The 16,700-nt window shown below is 37.7% G+C and carries 12 protein-coding genes; 2 read left to right on the plus strand and 10 right to left on the minus strand.

Annotated elements, in window-relative coordinates; all coding sequences use genetic code 11:
• Window positions 1–363: 363 nt before the first annotated feature.
• Window positions 364–834: a response regulator gene (locus P2W75_RS09075; protein WP_207295639.1), complete on the minus strand. Its 471-nt coding sequence runs from the start codon at window positions 832–834 to the stop codon at window positions 364–366.
• Between the two features lie 510 nt (window positions 835–1,344).
• Here P2W75_RS09075 and P2W75_RS09080 point away from each other — a divergent pair.
• A complete protein-coding gene (locus P2W75_RS09080) occupies window positions 1,345–3,336 on the plus strand; it encodes a PAS domain-containing protein (protein ID WP_276380103.1) in 1,992 nt (663 codons plus the stop codon).
• A gap of 86 nt (window positions 3,337–3,422) precedes the next feature.
• On the opposite strand, the gene P2W75_RS09085 is transcribed toward P2W75_RS09080, so the two are convergent.
• Window positions 3,423–3,932 (minus strand): response regulator, encoded by a 510-nt coding sequence (locus P2W75_RS09085; protein WP_276380104.1) that lies wholly within the window; start codon window positions 3,930–3,932, stop codon window positions 3,423–3,425.
• A 660-nt stretch (window positions 3,933–4,592) separates the two neighbouring features.
• Here P2W75_RS09085 and P2W75_RS09090 point away from each other — a divergent pair.
• Window positions 4,593–4,856: a hypothetical protein gene (locus P2W75_RS09090; RefSeq protein WP_276380105.1), complete on the plus strand. Its 264-nt coding sequence runs from the start codon at window positions 4,593–4,595 to the stop codon at window positions 4,854–4,856.
• A 664-nt stretch (window positions 4,857–5,520) separates the two neighbouring features.
• Here the strand turns inward: P2W75_RS09090 and P2W75_RS09095 are convergent.
• From P2W75_RS09095 to P2W75_RS09130, 8 genes are all read right to left on the minus strand, one after another.
• A complete protein-coding gene (locus P2W75_RS09095; protein WP_276380106.1) occupies window positions 5,521–6,069 on the minus strand; it encodes a LacI family DNA-binding transcriptional regulator in 549 nt (182 codons plus the stop codon).
• A 16-nt stretch (window positions 6,070–6,085) separates the two neighbouring features.
• Entirely contained in the window at window positions 6,086–7,363 is a 1,278-nt protein-coding gene (locus tag P2W75_RS09100) for a hypothetical protein (protein ID WP_276380107.1), read from the minus strand.
• A 9-nt stretch (window positions 7,364–7,372) separates the two neighbouring features.
• Window positions 7,373–9,607 (minus strand): beta-glucosidase BglX, encoded by a 2,235-nt coding sequence (gene bglX, locus P2W75_RS09105; RefSeq protein WP_276380108.1) that lies wholly within the window; start codon window positions 9,605–9,607, stop codon window positions 7,373–7,375.
• 195 nt (window positions 9,608–9,802) lie between these two features.
• Window positions 9,803–11,440: a sodium:solute symporter gene (locus P2W75_RS09110; protein WP_276380109.1), complete on the minus strand. Its 1,638-nt coding sequence runs from the start codon at window positions 11,438–11,440 to the stop codon at window positions 9,803–9,805.
• A 2-nt stretch (window positions 11,441–11,442) separates the two neighbouring features.
• Window positions 11,443–12,972 carry a hypothetical protein gene (locus P2W75_RS09115; protein ID WP_276380110.1) on the minus strand — a complete coding sequence of 510 codons (1,530 nt, stop codon included), beginning with the start codon at window positions 12,970–12,972 and terminating at the stop codon, window positions 11,443–11,445.
• Window positions 12,956–13,987, minus strand: coding sequence for a glycosidase (locus P2W75_RS09120; RefSeq protein WP_276380111.1), 1,032 nt, complete (start codon window positions 13,985–13,987; stop codon window positions 12,956–12,958). The genes P2W75_RS09115 and P2W75_RS09120 overlap by 17 nt, the downstream gene beginning before the upstream one ends.
• Window positions 13,988–14,009: 22 nt before the next feature.
• Window positions 14,010–15,200: a glycoside hydrolase family 26 protein gene (locus P2W75_RS09125; RefSeq protein ID WP_276380112.1), complete on the minus strand. Its 1,191-nt coding sequence runs from the start codon at window positions 15,198–15,200 to the stop codon at window positions 14,010–14,012.
• Window positions 15,201–15,216: 16 nt separating this feature from the next.
• Entirely contained in the window at window positions 15,217–16,692 is a 1,476-nt protein-coding gene (locus tag P2W75_RS09130) for a cellulase family glycosylhydrolase (RefSeq protein WP_276380113.1), read from the minus strand.
• Between the last annotated feature and the right edge of the window lie 8 nt (window positions 16,693–16,700).

Raw genomic sequence — 16,700 nt, forward strand, 5'->3', positions numbered from 1 at the left:
AAAAAAATGGCTGCAGGAAGACAGACTATACAGCGACTGCGGCACTGTGGATCGTTTTCAATAAGTATCATTTCGGCCTTTTTAGCCCCGATAGCAGCGGAAATCCTTCTGCGCCGGGGTTCGGCGCAGAAGATTGAAGCGTATAGCGGAAAAAGCTCTCAAAAAATAAACGTAGATATAAAATTAAGGCTAAAATAATTTTCAAACTTAAAAAAACAGACAGGAAACCACCTTAAGGTAATGGCCACTCAGGTCAGATTACGGCGGCAATTCACAACACAGCATCAATCAGATCCTGCATAACTATGCCCGCCTGCAGACTACAGAAAAATCATCATTATCGTCCCACAAGAACATTAAAAATCACAAAAGCCAGGTCGGGCTGGAATAGACCTTATGGCCGCTTTTTATTTCGCGGTCCTGCTTTTTCCCTACCCCCAGTATCTCAGAGAGCAGCTCTTTAAGCCCCTGATAACTGCTGGGCTTCACCGCATATAGGTCGGCGCCGAGCTCAAAAGCGCGGGCTATATTCTCCGGGCTGCCGCTGGTGGAGAGCATGACCACCTTTACTTCCCTTAATGGCACTTTTCCCCTCCTGATTTCCTCAAGGCATTCAAAGCCGTTTCTGAAGGGCATATTGATATCCAGAAATACAATATCGGGGAGCCGCTCCGTATTTCGCAAAAGGATATCCAGAAGCTGCTGCCCGTCGGATGCCTGCTGGACCCTGACCGGAAGAGCCAGTTCATCGACGGCATCGGTGAAGAGCATTCTGTCATCCTCATCGTCATCAGCATGGTAAATAATTTTAGTGGAATTGTGCTTTTCTAACATAACTTTCAAATTTAGTGCAGTGCAAGACAAGCGCTGTAAATCTGCAGAGAGTTATACTAAAAAAATTAATATAGTCCTTTGTAAATTCATAAACGATCGAATTATATCCGTGGATCGGATGGTAAAAGCAAATATAGGGCTATTTTTTTTAAAAAAAGTACTACAAAACAATACTTTAACACTGATCATCCAGCAAGATAACTAATTGAATGCTGTCCTTACTATAAGTTTCTGCTGTGGTATTATTAAATTAAAAAGAAATCTGCCAAGAATTTTATGCAGTCATTAAATCTTGTAATAAAAATTAAAAATTATGTAAAAGCATGCCGCTCTAATTGCTGAATTTTGTACTATATGCTTATTTTCTATATACATTATTGCCAAGCTGCTTATGAATGTATATCTTTAACCCACTATCTAACTAATTTAGACGCTGCCGCACAAATTCTTATAATGCCTCAGGTATTATAAAGAGGAAAAACTGCCCGCCTTTATACAATTTATAATTTTATGAATGTCGAAAACCAACAGGAACTTTACCTATTAGTGATGAATGCACCGGTTGGAATCTGCGTTTTAAATGCCCAGACCCTTGCGGCTGAAATTGTGAATGACAGCTTTATAGCGCTGGCCGGCAGATCCCGCGATGCCATCCTTGGCAGTTTTTACTGGGATACCTTCCCTGAGGTGCGGGCCTCCTATGAATCGGCAATGGCCGGCGTTGCGTCCACCGGACAGCCTTATTCCGCTATTGAGTCCAAACGCACAGTCATAAGAGACGGCAGGGAAGAAACCATCTATATTTCCTTTGTCTACAATCCCCTGAAGGACAGCACGGGCAAGGTAACGAAAATCGCCGTGTGGGTAATGGACACGACCATTCAGGTGGTGCAGAGGCACAAAGCTGAGGAAAATGAAAAATTTGCCCGTACCGTCTTCTACAATTCCCCTGTCGCAAAGCTGGTGTATACGGGACCCGACATGGTGCTTCGGGAAGCCAATGAGAAAATGCTTGAAATATTCGGGCGTGGGGACTCCATTATAGGAAGACCGATAATGGAAGCGGTTCCGGAGATGCAGAAGACGCATCTCTTCCATGCCTACAGCAATGTGCTGCGCACCGGTGAGATCCATACCGAGTCCGCCGCGCGCATCATGTTCATTAAAAACGGCTCCCCTTACTACGGCTATTATGATTATACCTACAAGCCACTATACGATACAAAAGGTGAAATATATGGCGTGATATGCACTGCAATTGATGTGACTGAACAAGTAGTGGTAAATAGCAGGCTGCAGGAAGCCGAGCAGAATATGAGGGGCGCAGTGGAGCTGGCCCAGCTGGGCACCTGGAGCATTGATGCGGCATCGATGGGGCTCACCTATTCCGAGCGCATGATAGAATGGTTTGGCTATGACCCTGACGCCAGGAACTACAATGAGGCTATTGCCATCATACTGGAAGAAGACCGCGGACGAGTAGCAGAAGCGGTAGCCTGGGCGCTGAACCCTGAGTCAGGCGGTGTATATGATGAGACCTATACTGTAATCCATCCTTCTACCAGAAAGAAAAGAATACTGCACGCCCAGGGAAAAACGGTTTTTGATCCAACTGGCCGCCCGCTGCGCATGAACGGAACAGCCCAGGACGTCACCATCCAGATGGAGCTGCAGATGGAACTGGAAAACCAGCTGCAGCAGCGTACCGCGGAGATCCAGGCCGCAATGGAGAAATTAAGGGCAATAAACGGGGAACAGGAACAGACCAACATCCAATTGGCCCATTCCAACACGGAACTTGGACAGTTTGCCTACATCGCCTCCCATGACCTGCAGGAACCGCTCCGCAAAATCAGCACCTTTATGGAAATGCTGCAAAGCAGGATAAGAGAAGACCTGGATGAAAAATCACAAGGCTATATGGAAAAAATCACAGACGCCGCGGCACGCATGAGCAGGCTCATCCGGGATCTTCTTGCCTATTCCGCCCTTCCCAAAGATGAGGCGGCTTTTGTGCCGGTAAACCTTCAGGATACTGCGCGAGAAGCGCTGGAAGATTATGATGTGCTGATCGAACGCACAGGCGCGGAAGTGGCATGGAAAGGGCTTCCTGTTGTTAAGGCCATTCCACTGCAGATGTCACAGCTCTTTTTTAATCTGATCGGGAACGCGCTGAAATTTATACGTCCTGATGTGAAACCGCAAATTAATATTACCTGCACTATTCCATCCTCTGAAGAAATCCGCTCCGTTCTTCTAAACGAGCGCCTGTCCTACTATAAAATCCAGTTCGCTGATAACGGCATCGGCATGAAGCCTGAAGACACGAAGAAAATTTTCAACATCTTCCAGAAGCTGCACAGCAAAAGCGAGTTTGCGGGCACAGGAATAGGACTGGCCATGTGCAGGAAAATCGTGCAGAACCATCACGGGGAGATCGATGCAGGCCAAAGCAGTGAAAACGGCGCGGTGTTTAACGTGTACCTGCCAAAACACAATTGACAATTTCCTGAGCAGGCAAATAAAAAGGCAGAGATATGCGGTACCGTTTCCCGCTTGCCTTTCATAGCGACTGCAATTGGCGGTATTTAATCCCTTTTTGAAATATTGTTTTCCGAAAGGAAGAAAAATTCTTTAAGCGGATTCATCAGCGCTTTTGCCCAATGAAGGGAGAATACTTTTTTCAGCAGTAAAACAAAGCCGGTAAAAGAATTTGGCTTCTGTATATAAAGGTCTGCCCCATGGCGCAATGCATCCTCAATATCCTGCGGATGGCCGGAAGTGGAAAGCATAACCGCTGGGATATCCTTCAGCTTCTCATCACTCCTTATCTCCTTCAGCGCCTGCTTTCCGCCTTTAAACGGCATATTTACATCAATGAAAACCATATCTGGATTCGGTTCTGCATCGTCCTTTAATCTGTCAAGCAGCTGCTGGCCGTTGTCCACGGCAGTAAAATCAGAATTAATGCCTCCTGCATCAAGGGCATCCTTGAATAATTCCTGATCATCCTTATCATCATCGGCCAATATAATTTTTACCGGCTCGATTGCATTTGGCTCTGTATCAGACTTGGCTAAGTTTTTAGAATTCATCATCTTGAAGGGGTATTGCTATTCCAAAAGTATAAAAATTTTTTGGATAGTTCGCTTATGCGAACTTATCAAAAACAGATGCTAAGAAAAACTGCACTGAAAAATGTTCAACGCATTGCTGTAATGACGATTCGGGAACTTGTGCTCCGAAAGATTGCAAAAAGTAACTTTTTCATTTTGCTACTCAAAAGACAACTCAAAAAGTTGTCTTTTTTGTACTTAATCATTGACAATTTAACTTTTACCTTTCCTCAAATTGATGAGATTAGTTAAAAAGCAAAATAATAAGAATCAAATTTTATCTTCGACAAATTTTGATATTAATACTTTCAAAATTATAATTTAAATTTACTTTTAAAAATTTGATTTGGTTTTCATTCTATTCTTATGAAATTAACGATTTTTAACATTTTACCCTTTCGATACATACAAATCGCTCCTCAATAAATTATTAAGCTAATTATCTTACAAATTCACTTGAAAGTAAGCTAATTTCTTTAAATCGTAAAATGATTTGTAAATTGTGAACTAACGTCACTTTATGTAACAAAAAAAAATATTATTCAATTCCATAAACAAATGATTATCTTTGAGTTACAAAACAAACAAATAATGAGCAACCAAAATGACAAATGAAAAATAACTCCTGAGAAGGCACATAAAATGTTGATCGACGAAGGGATGAACGTCACCCTAGAAGAAGCTGCTGAAATATTATCTTTTTTAAGATTTTTGGCAGAAGGTACAGTGAAGAAATTTCTAAAAGAATCAGAAAGTGATGAAACTGTAGAAGATAGTGGATTAGATAAAAAAACTGATACTCCAACTAAAATTAAACAGAAAAAAAATGTTTCTCCTGAAGGAGTAATTTATTGCAGTACGTTTAATTTTCCAAATAATAATTTTAAGCGAAGATTTAACTTTTAAGTATTGATAAATTAAAATATCTTTTAGTTAAATAAAACATTTATTAGGACGAGTTTTATTTGAGATTGCCTACAATTTCCAAAAAGAAAAAGCGTTATTAAAGATAATAAGCATACAAATTTTGTGGTAAAATCTTAGTATAATTTATTTAGAAAAAATAAACCTTAAAAAATAAATACTTAAGAAGCTCATTTTCAAATATGTATTAAATATTTGAAGGCAGATAAAAATATTGAAAAAAGATATATTTGAATCTGGGTGCAGAATCGATGCATCTATTTCAAGAGAAAATCTAAAACATTGTACAACAATGACTTTAAACCTCAAGTTCGAAACATTACTAACACCAAATTATCTTTTTAGAAAGTAGTGATACAAGGTTTGCGGCAGAATCACGGCACATCGAATTCTGAAGCAGGAACATCTTAGCGAAAATCAATATCTGCAATTATAGGTTCGAGTATATTAATTTGTGGTAAAATAATGGCGTATATTATTTTAGGACGACAGAAATACAGCAATCAAGCTTTAACAAGTCTAACAAATGAACCGCATTAAAAAATCATTCTATCTACAGACCTTTCTATTTAAAATTCATTTTTTAAATTCTTAGAAAAAAGGAGTGAAAGTTTACCGTAAAAAAGATGTCTACAGGCATCTAACCTCACTTGTTAAGAAGCTCTAACATTGATCCAATCATATTGTTAGCAATATTAAATAACATATTGTCATTACAATTATTTTTAACTAAATCTTTTTTTAATAAAACAATACAATTGCTGCCCTTAACTAAGTCATCAATTTCATAGCTTAAGTTTAAAGAAGATACAATTATAAATCCATCAACTTGTAACAAAATATAAAAATCAATTACCTCTAAGGCCTTTGATTGTTCATTTCCAATACTGCAAAAAATAACCTTATATCCTTTTTTATAAGCAATATCATCCAAAAATTTTGCAACTTTAGCATAAATAATATTTGAAATATCCTCCACCATAAAAACCAGAATATTTGATTTTCCGGTACGAAGACTTTGTGCCATACGATTGGGTTTGTAATTTACCAATTGTGCATAATCTAATACCTTTTGCGTCAGAGATGACGATATATGCTTTTCCTTCGCTTTCCCATTTAGAACAAAAGAAACAGTCGATATGGAAATCTTCAGTTCGTCAGCAATATTCTGTATAGAAACCGGTTTATTTTTCATGGGAAAAGTTATTAGACTATTGTAATGAATTGTATTGAAAAGCAAATTCCTTTATAACTTTCTGAGTACTTCGATCCGTATCGTAAACCGAATACCATCCCTGATATTCATGCGGCGGATCTCCAATTAAATCATCTCCCAGTTCCCAAATACTCATTGGAGTTTTAGGTCGGCCCTCGCCTCCCCAAGCCCAAAAATTTACACCAGCGACTTGCGGTACTTTTTGACTTAAATTATAAATCTTATCAAAAATAAAAGCGTAATATTCGTCTCTGATTTTAACTGATGAACCGGCGTCATAACTATTCTCATCTCTGGATATTCCGAATTCTTCCAGTACAATTGGTTTGTTCAGTTTTTGAGCAATTTTCACATGTTCATCGATATAATTACCCGCTTTCTCTAATGCAGCACTATAGGTTTCTTTCGCTTTAAGCGGATCATACCAACCCCAGTTCTGAACCCAGAGATGAAAAGTGCAGTAATCAATATATTTACTTTGATGATCCATTTCAAAATTGGTTCCGTTTGCGGGAGAAGGTGTATTCCCTTCTGAACCTATAGAAACCAAATGATTCGAATCTAGCTTTTTTATAAATTGAGCCGTTTCATCAATCCATTTTCTATAATCTTCCACATTATTGCTCCCTTCCGGTTCATTGGCCAATTGCCAAGCCATAATCGTTGTGTCTTTTTTGTACGGAATTTTATTGATTGAATTTACTCTATTTATCACTTTTTCAATATGATTTTCAAACCATTTCTTCGCCGTTTTGTTGCTGTAAAAACGTGCTGAATACTGCTGATAGGTTCTCCAGTCTCCATTTTCTGCAGGAGGCGGATACGGAATTGTTTCGTTTTTATTTGCCCACGACACATATTGTGCAAAACCTCCCGACCAAGGCCAGAAATTATTCAAACAAACTACGGCTGTCATTTCTCTTTTCTTCATCTCGGCTAATAAAAAATCAAGTCCTTTCCAAAGTTCCTCATTATAAGTTCCAGGTTCTTTCTGCATGGCTGGCTGAACTGACCAAGGTGTTTCCAAACTTCCTTCTGAACCTGCCAGAATTCTCAAGTTTTTGACTCTAAGATTATTTAATCGATCCAATTCCCTTAATAACCTTTCTTTATCAGAAACGGCCAGATTCATTCCGTACCAAAAATTGGTTCCTACATAATGATACGGATTTCCATCTTTTATTAATCTGCCGTTTTCGACTTTTATAAAGCTTTGTGCATTTGCTAAAAACTGAAACAACAACAAAACTAAAACGTATATACCTTTTTTCATTTTTCTTTATTATTGAACTTCAAATGATACTTTTTCACCTTTTTCACTATTTGATCCTATCCATAAATCAAATTTTCCAGCTTCTACTTTTTTCTTCATGTCGATTCCGCAGAACGCTAAGTCAGTTATTGGAAGTTTGAATGTAACCTGCTTTTCTTCATTCGGTTTTAAAGTAATTCTTTGAAAACTTTTAAGCTCTTTTACAGGAAGTGCAATCGAAGCCGTAATATCTCTTATATATAACTGGGCGATTTCAGTTCCTTCATATTGTGCTGTATTTTTTAATGTGAATGAAATTTCTAACACTTCCTCTTTCTTCAAAACAGTTTTAGAAAGTTTTAATTTTCCATAATCAAAACTCGAATAAGATAATCCGAAACCAAAAGGAAATAGCGGTTGAGTTCCACTATCCAGATAATAGGATTTGTTTCCGAGAGAAGTCTGCGAAGCTTCAACAGGAATATTAGTCAAATTCAATTCGCTTCCATTTGCAGGACGGCCTGTATTTAAATGATTATAATACATCGGAATTTGTCCGACATTTTTCGGGAAAGTCACAGGTAATTTTGCCGAAGGATTCGCTTTTCCAAACAAAATATTGGCAATAGCCGAACCTCCCATAGTTCCTGGATGCCAGGCGTATAAAACAGCATTCGACAGCTTCACTTCTTTCTCAATTGTTAAAGGTCTTCCTGCCATTACAATGGTTATTAAAGGTGTTTTTGTTTTGACTAAAGCCGATAAAAGTTGGGACTGAATGCCTTGTAAATTCAAATCTGAAAGACTATGCGCTTCACCGGAAAGTATTGATTCTTCTCCTAAAAATAATAAAACAACATCTGCTTCTTGGGCTATTTTACGGGCTTTATCAAAATTGGTCGAATCTTTATCTCTTGAATATTTTAAAACAGGTTCATAAATAATGTTGCTGTCTTTTCCGTATTTTTCCTTTAAAGCTTTCAGCGGCGTTATCGTATGATTTTTTTCTCCATCAAAAACCCAGGTTCCCAATTGTTCGTGCGGTGCATCGGCCAGCGGGCCAAAAACAGCTATTGTCTTTGATTTATTGAACGGTAAAATCTGAGCTTCATTTTTTAATAATACGATAGATTCTTCTGCTAGTTTTTCTGCCAGGTTCAAATGTTCTTCTTTATAAAAAACGTCTTTTGTATTTCCTTTTACATACGGATTTTCAAAAAGTCCCAGCTTGAATTTTACTCTTAAAATATTACGTATTTCTTCATTAATGGTTTCAATCGAAATTTTCTTTTCCTGTAATAAAGTTTCGATATAAGCAACATAAGTCCCGCTGACCATTTCCATATCAACTCCGGCATTGATCGCTTTTTCTGCTGCTTCTTTGTTGTCAGTGCAAAACCCATGATCAACCATTTCGGTAATCGAAGCCCAGTCAGAAACTACAAAACCTTTAAAATTCCATTCTTTACGAAGAATCTGTTTTAGTAAAAATTCATTTCCCGAAGAAGGGATTCCGTCATTGGCATTAAAAGCGGTCATGATGGTTGCTAAATTTGCTTTTTTTACCGCTTCTTCAAACGGAACTAAATAGACATTCCTAAATTGTCGCTCTGTAATTGCAGTAGTATTGTAATCACGTCCGCCTTCTGCCGCACCGTATCCTGCAAAATGTTTGGCGCAAGCCGCAATCGAACTTGGATCAGATAAATCTTTTCCTTGAAATCCCTTAATCATTGCCACTCCCATTACTGAGGTTAAATACGGATCTTCACCACAGCTTTCGGCAATTCTTCCCCAGCGAGGATCACGGGCGATATCGATCATTGGCGCAAATGTCCAGCGAATTCCGGTTTCAGAAGCTTCTATTGCCGCAACACGAGCTGCTTTTTCTACTAAATCGGGATTAAAACTTGCCGCTTGTCCTAACGGAATTGGAAATATCGTTTTGAAGCCATGAATCACATCTCGGCCAAAAATCAAAGGAATTCCTAATCGAGTTTGTTCTACTGCAATTTTCTGTGCCTTGTTGGCAATTTCAGGATTGGTAATACTCAAAACCGAACCCGCCATTCCTTGCTGAATTACTTTAAAATTGGTTTCCATATCATCAGCAGACAACTGGTTCATCTGACCGATTTTTTCTTTTAAAGTCATTTTCTTTAAAAGAATATCAATCTTTTTTTCGATTTGGGCATCGGAATTCTGGGCATTTATATTATATCCAAAAAAGATTAATAGAAATACTATATAGTGTAACTTTTTCATTTACATATTTTTATTGATTTGCGCAACAGAATATTTTTTTAACACATAGAAACATAGATTTTTCTTTATCAAAAAGATGGAAGAAAGAAACTAGTTTCTAACACATAGACCCTTAGCTATGTGTTTTGATGTAAGTGAAACGCCTTTTTTAGTCTTTTCAACTATGTTTCTATGTGTTTAAAAACTGTTTTCCATTTAGAAAAACACTGCATACATGCCAAAGCAGGCTAAGATTAATAAAAGTGCCTGAATACGGAAGTTTTTATACCAAACTACATTTTTTAAAGCCACGGTTTCTTCAATCCAAATGGCTTTTGTCCAAGTGTTTTCTTTTACTTTTTCTTCTGGCGGTGGTGCTGTAGATAAACTTACTGTAAAATTTACCAAAAGACTCAAAACTAAAATAATTGGCGCTAACAATAAAAAATGAAGACCAATTTCAAAACCTAAAATATATTTAGCAAGCATAATAATCACGGCTATAAAAAGTCCCGACATTAATCCGCTGAAAGCTCCAATGGCATTGGAACGTTTCCAGAATAATCCCATGAAAAAAGTCCCGACAACTGGAGGCGCTAAATAAGATAGTATCTCTTGGTAATAGGCAATAAGTGAATCGAATTTGCCAATATAAGGCGCCCATAAAATAGCAATTATCAAAGTTACAACTGCCGTGATTTTACCCACTTTTACTTTCTTTTCACTTGCTGCATTTTTATCAAACTTGCTGTAAAAATCCATTGTAAATAAAGTGGAAACCGAATTTAAAGTTGCGCTTAAAGCGGAAGTCAAAGCTGAAATCATGGCTGATAATATAATTCCAATTAAACCAACTGGAAGCACTTTATTAATCAATCTCGGATAAACCTGATCGGTATTGATACCGTATTTTGATTTTAATTCGCTTCCGCTGATGATTTCATGAGGCAGATTTTCAACTCCAAACAAATTAATTCCTCTTGCAATTACACCTGGAAAAATGAAGATGAAAAGGGTAAACAAATACAGAAAACCAACCAATAAAACACCTTTTCGACCGTGATCTATTGATTTTGCAGATAAAACCCTTTGCACCATAACCTGATTATTTCCCCAGAAATAAAATCCCAGAATCGGGATTCCAACCCACATTCCCAGCCAAGGAACTGTAGGATCATTCATAGGTCTTGTCAGTTTTAACCAGACTCCATCCTGAAACTGCGTGTAAAAAGCATCCCAACCGCCAATACTGTGCATTGCAAAAAAGGCTAATAAAGTAGATCCGATTATCAGAATAAAAGCCTGAATTACTTCGGTATTAATTACAGATGAAAGTCCGCCGATAATCGTATAACTTCCTGCCACAATTGCCATTCCGATAATTATCAGCATCATATCGGCACCGGGAAAAATCATATTTATAATTAAAGCTCCTGCGTACAAAGTTGCGGCCGCATCTAAAAAGATATTCCCTACAATGGTAATGAACGAAAAGTAAGTACGTGATCTTACATCGAATCGTCGTTCTAAAAACTCAGGCATGGTAAAAATCCCTGATTTGATATAAAACGGCAGAAAAAAGATAGCGAAGAAAACCATTACCAAAATCGAAATCCAGTTGTAATTGAAAACGGCAATTCCGTTAATAAATCCTTCTCCCGAATTTCCCATTAAGGTCGAGCTCGAAATACTGGCAGCAAAAAGCGACAAACCCACCATTGGCCATTTTAAATCTCGTCCAGCCAGAAAATAAGCATCAGAATCGCTTGATTTGCTGTTTTTTAATCCCCACCAAACAATAAAGATGATGTATAACACTAAGACCACTAAGTCAATTATATTTAAATTTATCATGATTAAGGCTGGTATGAAGTATAAAGAATTACGCTTTTTGCAGGAATTGAAACTTGAATTGTATTAGCTTTTACATTGATTTTTTCCGACGGAACTGGAAATCCTCTGGCATCAACTGGGCGTTTATTTTCGCTGTACAAATATTTATTCAATACTGATTTTGCTTTAAGCTTTTTAGTATCAATTTTAAAAATGGTTTCTTTATCGCTGTTGTTGACAATTGCAATGGTAATATCTCCCGATTTTGTTATTCCTGTCAGCGTACGAACCTTATCGACATTCAAATTATCCATTTTTACGATTTTCATATCACCCGTAAAATAACGTGTCATAATCGACCATGTATAAAACCACGGACGCAAATCTTCATCAGCTTTATTATCTGTCAGTTCTTTTCCTAAACTGTTGAACATTCCCCAGCGTTTCAATTGATATTTATTTCCTTTATCATCTTTGGTGTGCATGGCGTCATCCAAATCCCAGGCAATTACAGCATCGAAACCGCTATTTATAGATTGAATTAAAGCATCAGCCATATCGACTCCGTAATCATAATCGTAAACCGAAAGCTGACTGTCTACACTTGTAAATTTATCGCCCAAATGCTCTTTTGAAGAAGGATCTCCTTTAAGACCTAATTCCCCTAAAATAAAAGGCTTTTTATGAACCGAATCCGTAAAACGAACCAACTCGCTGAATGTCTTTTGAAATTCTCCCGAACGAATACTTTCTTTTGAAGGATAATCGTGAACATCATAAGCTTCAAGCAAATCAGGAATCTGTAAAGCCGTTTGTCTGGCCCAGTCTAAACCTTTGTATTTTGATTTTCGGTTATTAAAAGAAGTCGCATCTGGCCCAATAATCGAAATATGTTTGTCCAATCCTTCTTTTTTAATGGCTTTATGAAGCAATACAATTCCTTCTTTCCATTGGTCAAAATCGCCGTCAGTGGTTGCCCAGTCTCCGTTTGGTTCGTTTACCAAATTATAATATTTGATACAGCTGTATTTTTTTACTTTGATTAAATGGTTTAGGTTTTTCACAATCAAATCAATCCATTTCGGATCATTGGCACCTGTAAAACTATTTTGCAGATTTAAATGGGTATCATGTACTTTATACGGTTGTCCCCATTCTCCTAAAATCACAGCGATTTTATTTTTTTCGCAGTAATCCAAAAGTTTGTATAATGCTTTCATTTGATCGCTTTCAAAATCAATTATTGGATTTCCAGATTTATCAAAACCTTTTAAATATCTCCAGTTAGCCTGATCCATTACTCTGGCAATTTTAGGTTTGATGAATGAAACACGATCAAAAACCAACTGCCATTTTTCGTCTGTCATTAATTTTCCCCATTCTGAATCTTTGGTATCAGCATGCGGATAGGCCGAAAATTCAATTCCGCTTCCGATAAATTCATTTGAAATCACTTCATCTGGATTAATAGAAACAATAGGAATCGAATTTTGGCTTTGTGCGGAAAAACCAAGTAATACGCAGCAAAGCGCAATGCTATTTTGAATTTTCATTTTGGGAATCTTTTAAGGTTTTTAGTAAGTCATTCATGTTGCAGGTTGCTAAACCAACATATTTATCGGCTGCGCCGTAATAAACATATAAAATATTATCGACAATCATGTTTCCTGTAGGAAAAACACAGCCTTTGTAAAAACCTTCAATTTCGTAGTCGTGTTCCGGTTCCATAATCCAGTCTTCCAAACGTGCGGTTACTTTCGTTGGATCTTCCAAATCCAATAAAGCCACGCCAACTCTGTAATAACCGTTTCCACCGTTTTCTACTCCGTGGTAAATTAATAACCAGCCATCATCAGTTCGCAAAGGAGGTGTGCTTCCTCCAATTTTTTCTTCCCAGGTTCCATTTCTTCCGCTTAACAAAAGTGTACTTTTTTCTTCCCAAACCATTAAATCATCTGAGTAACGAATCCATATTGCAGGATAATCACAGCCATATTCTGCGCCAATCCATTGTTTTGGACGGTGCAGCATCGCATATTTTCCGTTGATTTTTTCCGGGAATAAAATCACATCACGATCGTCTAAGTTGGAAGTCGTGATTCGGCCTAATCTTCTAAAACTCTTAAAATCATTGGTTACAGCCAATCCGGAATTTGCAATATTGTGTTTGTAAACTGCCGGTGCGTCTGGTCCAGTTTCAGGAAGATTGATGACATCGTGCGGGAATGTCCAGTAACGTCCAGGAGGATAAGGTCTGTAAGCATAGGTTACATAATATTCATTTCCAAATTTGATGATTCTCGGGTCTTCCACTCCGCCCATATCTGGTCCGTTGCTGCTCGGTCCAAAAACGGGTTCGTCTGATTCTCTTTTAAAATTAATACCATCTGTACTCGTCGCCAAACCAACTCGGATTAAATGATCTTCATCATCTCCTGCCGCTCTGTAAAGCATATAAAAAGTTCCGTTTTCATACCATACGCCCGGATTACATACCACTAGGTTTTCCCAATAATTGTTTGGGTTTGGACTTAAAACTGGATTTTGGGTGCACTTACTTAATTTCATTTTTATTATTGTGTTTTGGTTTTTATTTTACTGTTGTGTTGGCCGCCATTGTGTACATATCAGGCAGTTTTTTACTGAAGATCATATTCGGACTTGCATAAAGCAGTTTGAAATTTGCCGCAGAACTATGTCCTTCAAAAGGTGCATAAAAATGCGTTCCTTCATGCAACGGATCATATTTGTTGCGCCACATTACGACCATACTAACTTTTTTTCCTGTAAGCGGAACCGAAATTTCATTTGTCCAATACGTATCATAAGGCGCACCGTTTTTCACAATGCCTTCTACTCCTGTTTCAGTTACGCCGCAGGGTTTTAGTTTTTGCTGCGAAAGCGTCGCCAGATTTCTAAGATTGGTACTGAAAGCGGTTGTATTAGTTCCGTGATAACTGTCCCAGCCAATAAAGTCCACATAATTGTCGCCAGGCCATCTGAACAAAAAACTATCTGCAGTTCCCTGCGAATCCAATTGTGGAGAAATGGCATAAATAAAACTGTGAACCTGCTTTTTATTTTTCAGATAATCAATCGTATATTTCCATAGACTAATAAATTCTTCCTGCGTTGTTGCGCCCGAACCCCACCAAGACCAGGTTTGTGTATGTTCGTGAAACGGACGAAAAACAATCGGAATTACTTTTCCATTCTTGTCTTTTAAATTATTGGCAAAAACAGCCAATTTATCCAACCAGGAATTGAACTTGATATTAGTTGCACTTCCTTCGGTTAAGATTTCTTTTGCAACGGTATTTTTAGAATTATCCCAACTGTCGCCACCCGTTAAAGGATTGTTTAAATGACAACAAGCTGTAATCACTTCGCCTCTTTCTCTGGCTTCTTTTATTACTCTTGCTCTGTCATTATTTAAAGTTGATGTTGTACTTCTGTCATCCATAATTTCAGCAAAATCAACGCTGAAAACCGCTGGATAATCGCCGCAGACCTCTTTAATATCTGAACGTCCGGCTTGTGTCATCCAGTTTCTTCCGTATAATAAATCGTCGTGGTGACCAAACATGGTTCCCTTTTCCTGAATTCGCCATAAATTGGAATATAAGGCTTTGGTCTCGGCTGTAGCATTTGGATCACTGAGTTTTAATTCTACCGAAGTTGGAACTTCAGGTTCGCTTCCGCCTGAATCGTTTTTATCATCCGAAGAACATCCTACGAATGACAAACTCGCGGCAATCAGAATTGTATATAATGATTTCATTGTTTTCTTTTTTAGGTTAATAATCGAAATTGGTTAAAACCAAAAGTCCTTCTGCAGGAATTGTTTCCGTTGCTTTTTGGCTTAAATCCAAAGTGAGATTGGTTTCATTTGGAAGCAGAATATGATCGCCTTCGAGTTTTAATTTGTCTTTGGCATACACAAACTTTTTCACCTGATGTAAAGCAGGTATGTCTTTTGAAGTGAGGTTTACTTTTAAATCTTTTGAAGAAACATTGACAATCGCAATCATATTTTTTCCGTCTTTTGAAACCGAAATTGCTTTTAAGTTTGGATTTCCATCAACCGAAACTTTATGAATTTGAGATTCCGAAGGCATATATTTTGTCAATAAAGACCAGGAATAAAACCAAGGGCGGACTTTCTCTTCTTCTTTTCCAAAATATTCATCTCCAAGAATGTTCCAGAATCCCCAGACTTTGAGTTTGTTTTTTTGTTCTTTGGCGTGCATGGCATCATCCAGCATCCAGGCAACGGAACCCGAATAACCTGCGTTGACGGTTTGGATTAAAGCATCGGCCATGTCTGAACCATAGACATAATCATAAACAAACATTTGAGAATCTTCGACAGAAGCATACGGTTTTGCTTTTGCCCTTGCGATATTTTCATTCAATAAAGCTTCATCTTGTTTTTCGACAAACTTGAATCCGATTTCGCCCATTACAATTGGTTTTCCTGCTGGAACAGCATCTTTATACGCTTTTAAAATAGAAGTATATTCGCCGGAATTAACCGTGATTTTTGACGGATACGTATGAATATCGTAAACGCCAATGGCATGATCCAGATCTCGAACCGAGTTGGAAATCCAATCCAATTTATCGGCTTTCCAAATGGCGATATCCGGTCCTAACAACGAAACTTTTTTATCCAGATTTAAGGCTTTTAATTCTGACCAAAAATAACTTGCGGCATTTTTCCAAAGCTCATAGTTTTCATTTGTAGAAGACCAAAAACCATTTGGCTCATTAATCATATTATAATAATGAATGCATGAAAATCCTTTTTGATTTGCCAGAAAATCAAGATATTTTGCCGCGAATTTTAAATTGGTTTCAGAAATTGAATTGGTTTTACTGTTGACCATTCTGTCTCCCCAGTCTCCTAAAACTACTTTGACATTTCGGGACTGGCAGTATTCCAAAATTGGGGCAATGTTTTCGTAATTTTTTGTCTCGTTTAGCACGCCGTTTTCAATCACCGACGTGGTATTGATCATGACTCTTATGAATTGGGGTTTCATAAAGTCAAGACGGGAATAGAGTTTCTGCCGGTCTTCCGAAGAAATTTTCAATTGTTTTTCACCATAATCTAACTGGTACGGATCCCACTGGACGCCATTGCCAATATAATTGTGGTTTATAATGGTTGTGTTATCAACAGCAACAGTTGCATCGGGCAAAGCCGAGCAACTGATTACTGTTGTCACTAACCAAAATGATACTATAATTTTAAAAACTATTTGTCTCATAAAAAGGT

The organism is Flavobacterium sp. H4147, assembly GCF_029360735.1.
In the GTDB taxonomy this organism is placed as follows: domain Bacteria; phylum Bacteroidota; class Bacteroidia; order Flavobacteriales; family Flavobacteriaceae; genus Flavobacterium; species Flavobacterium endoglycinae.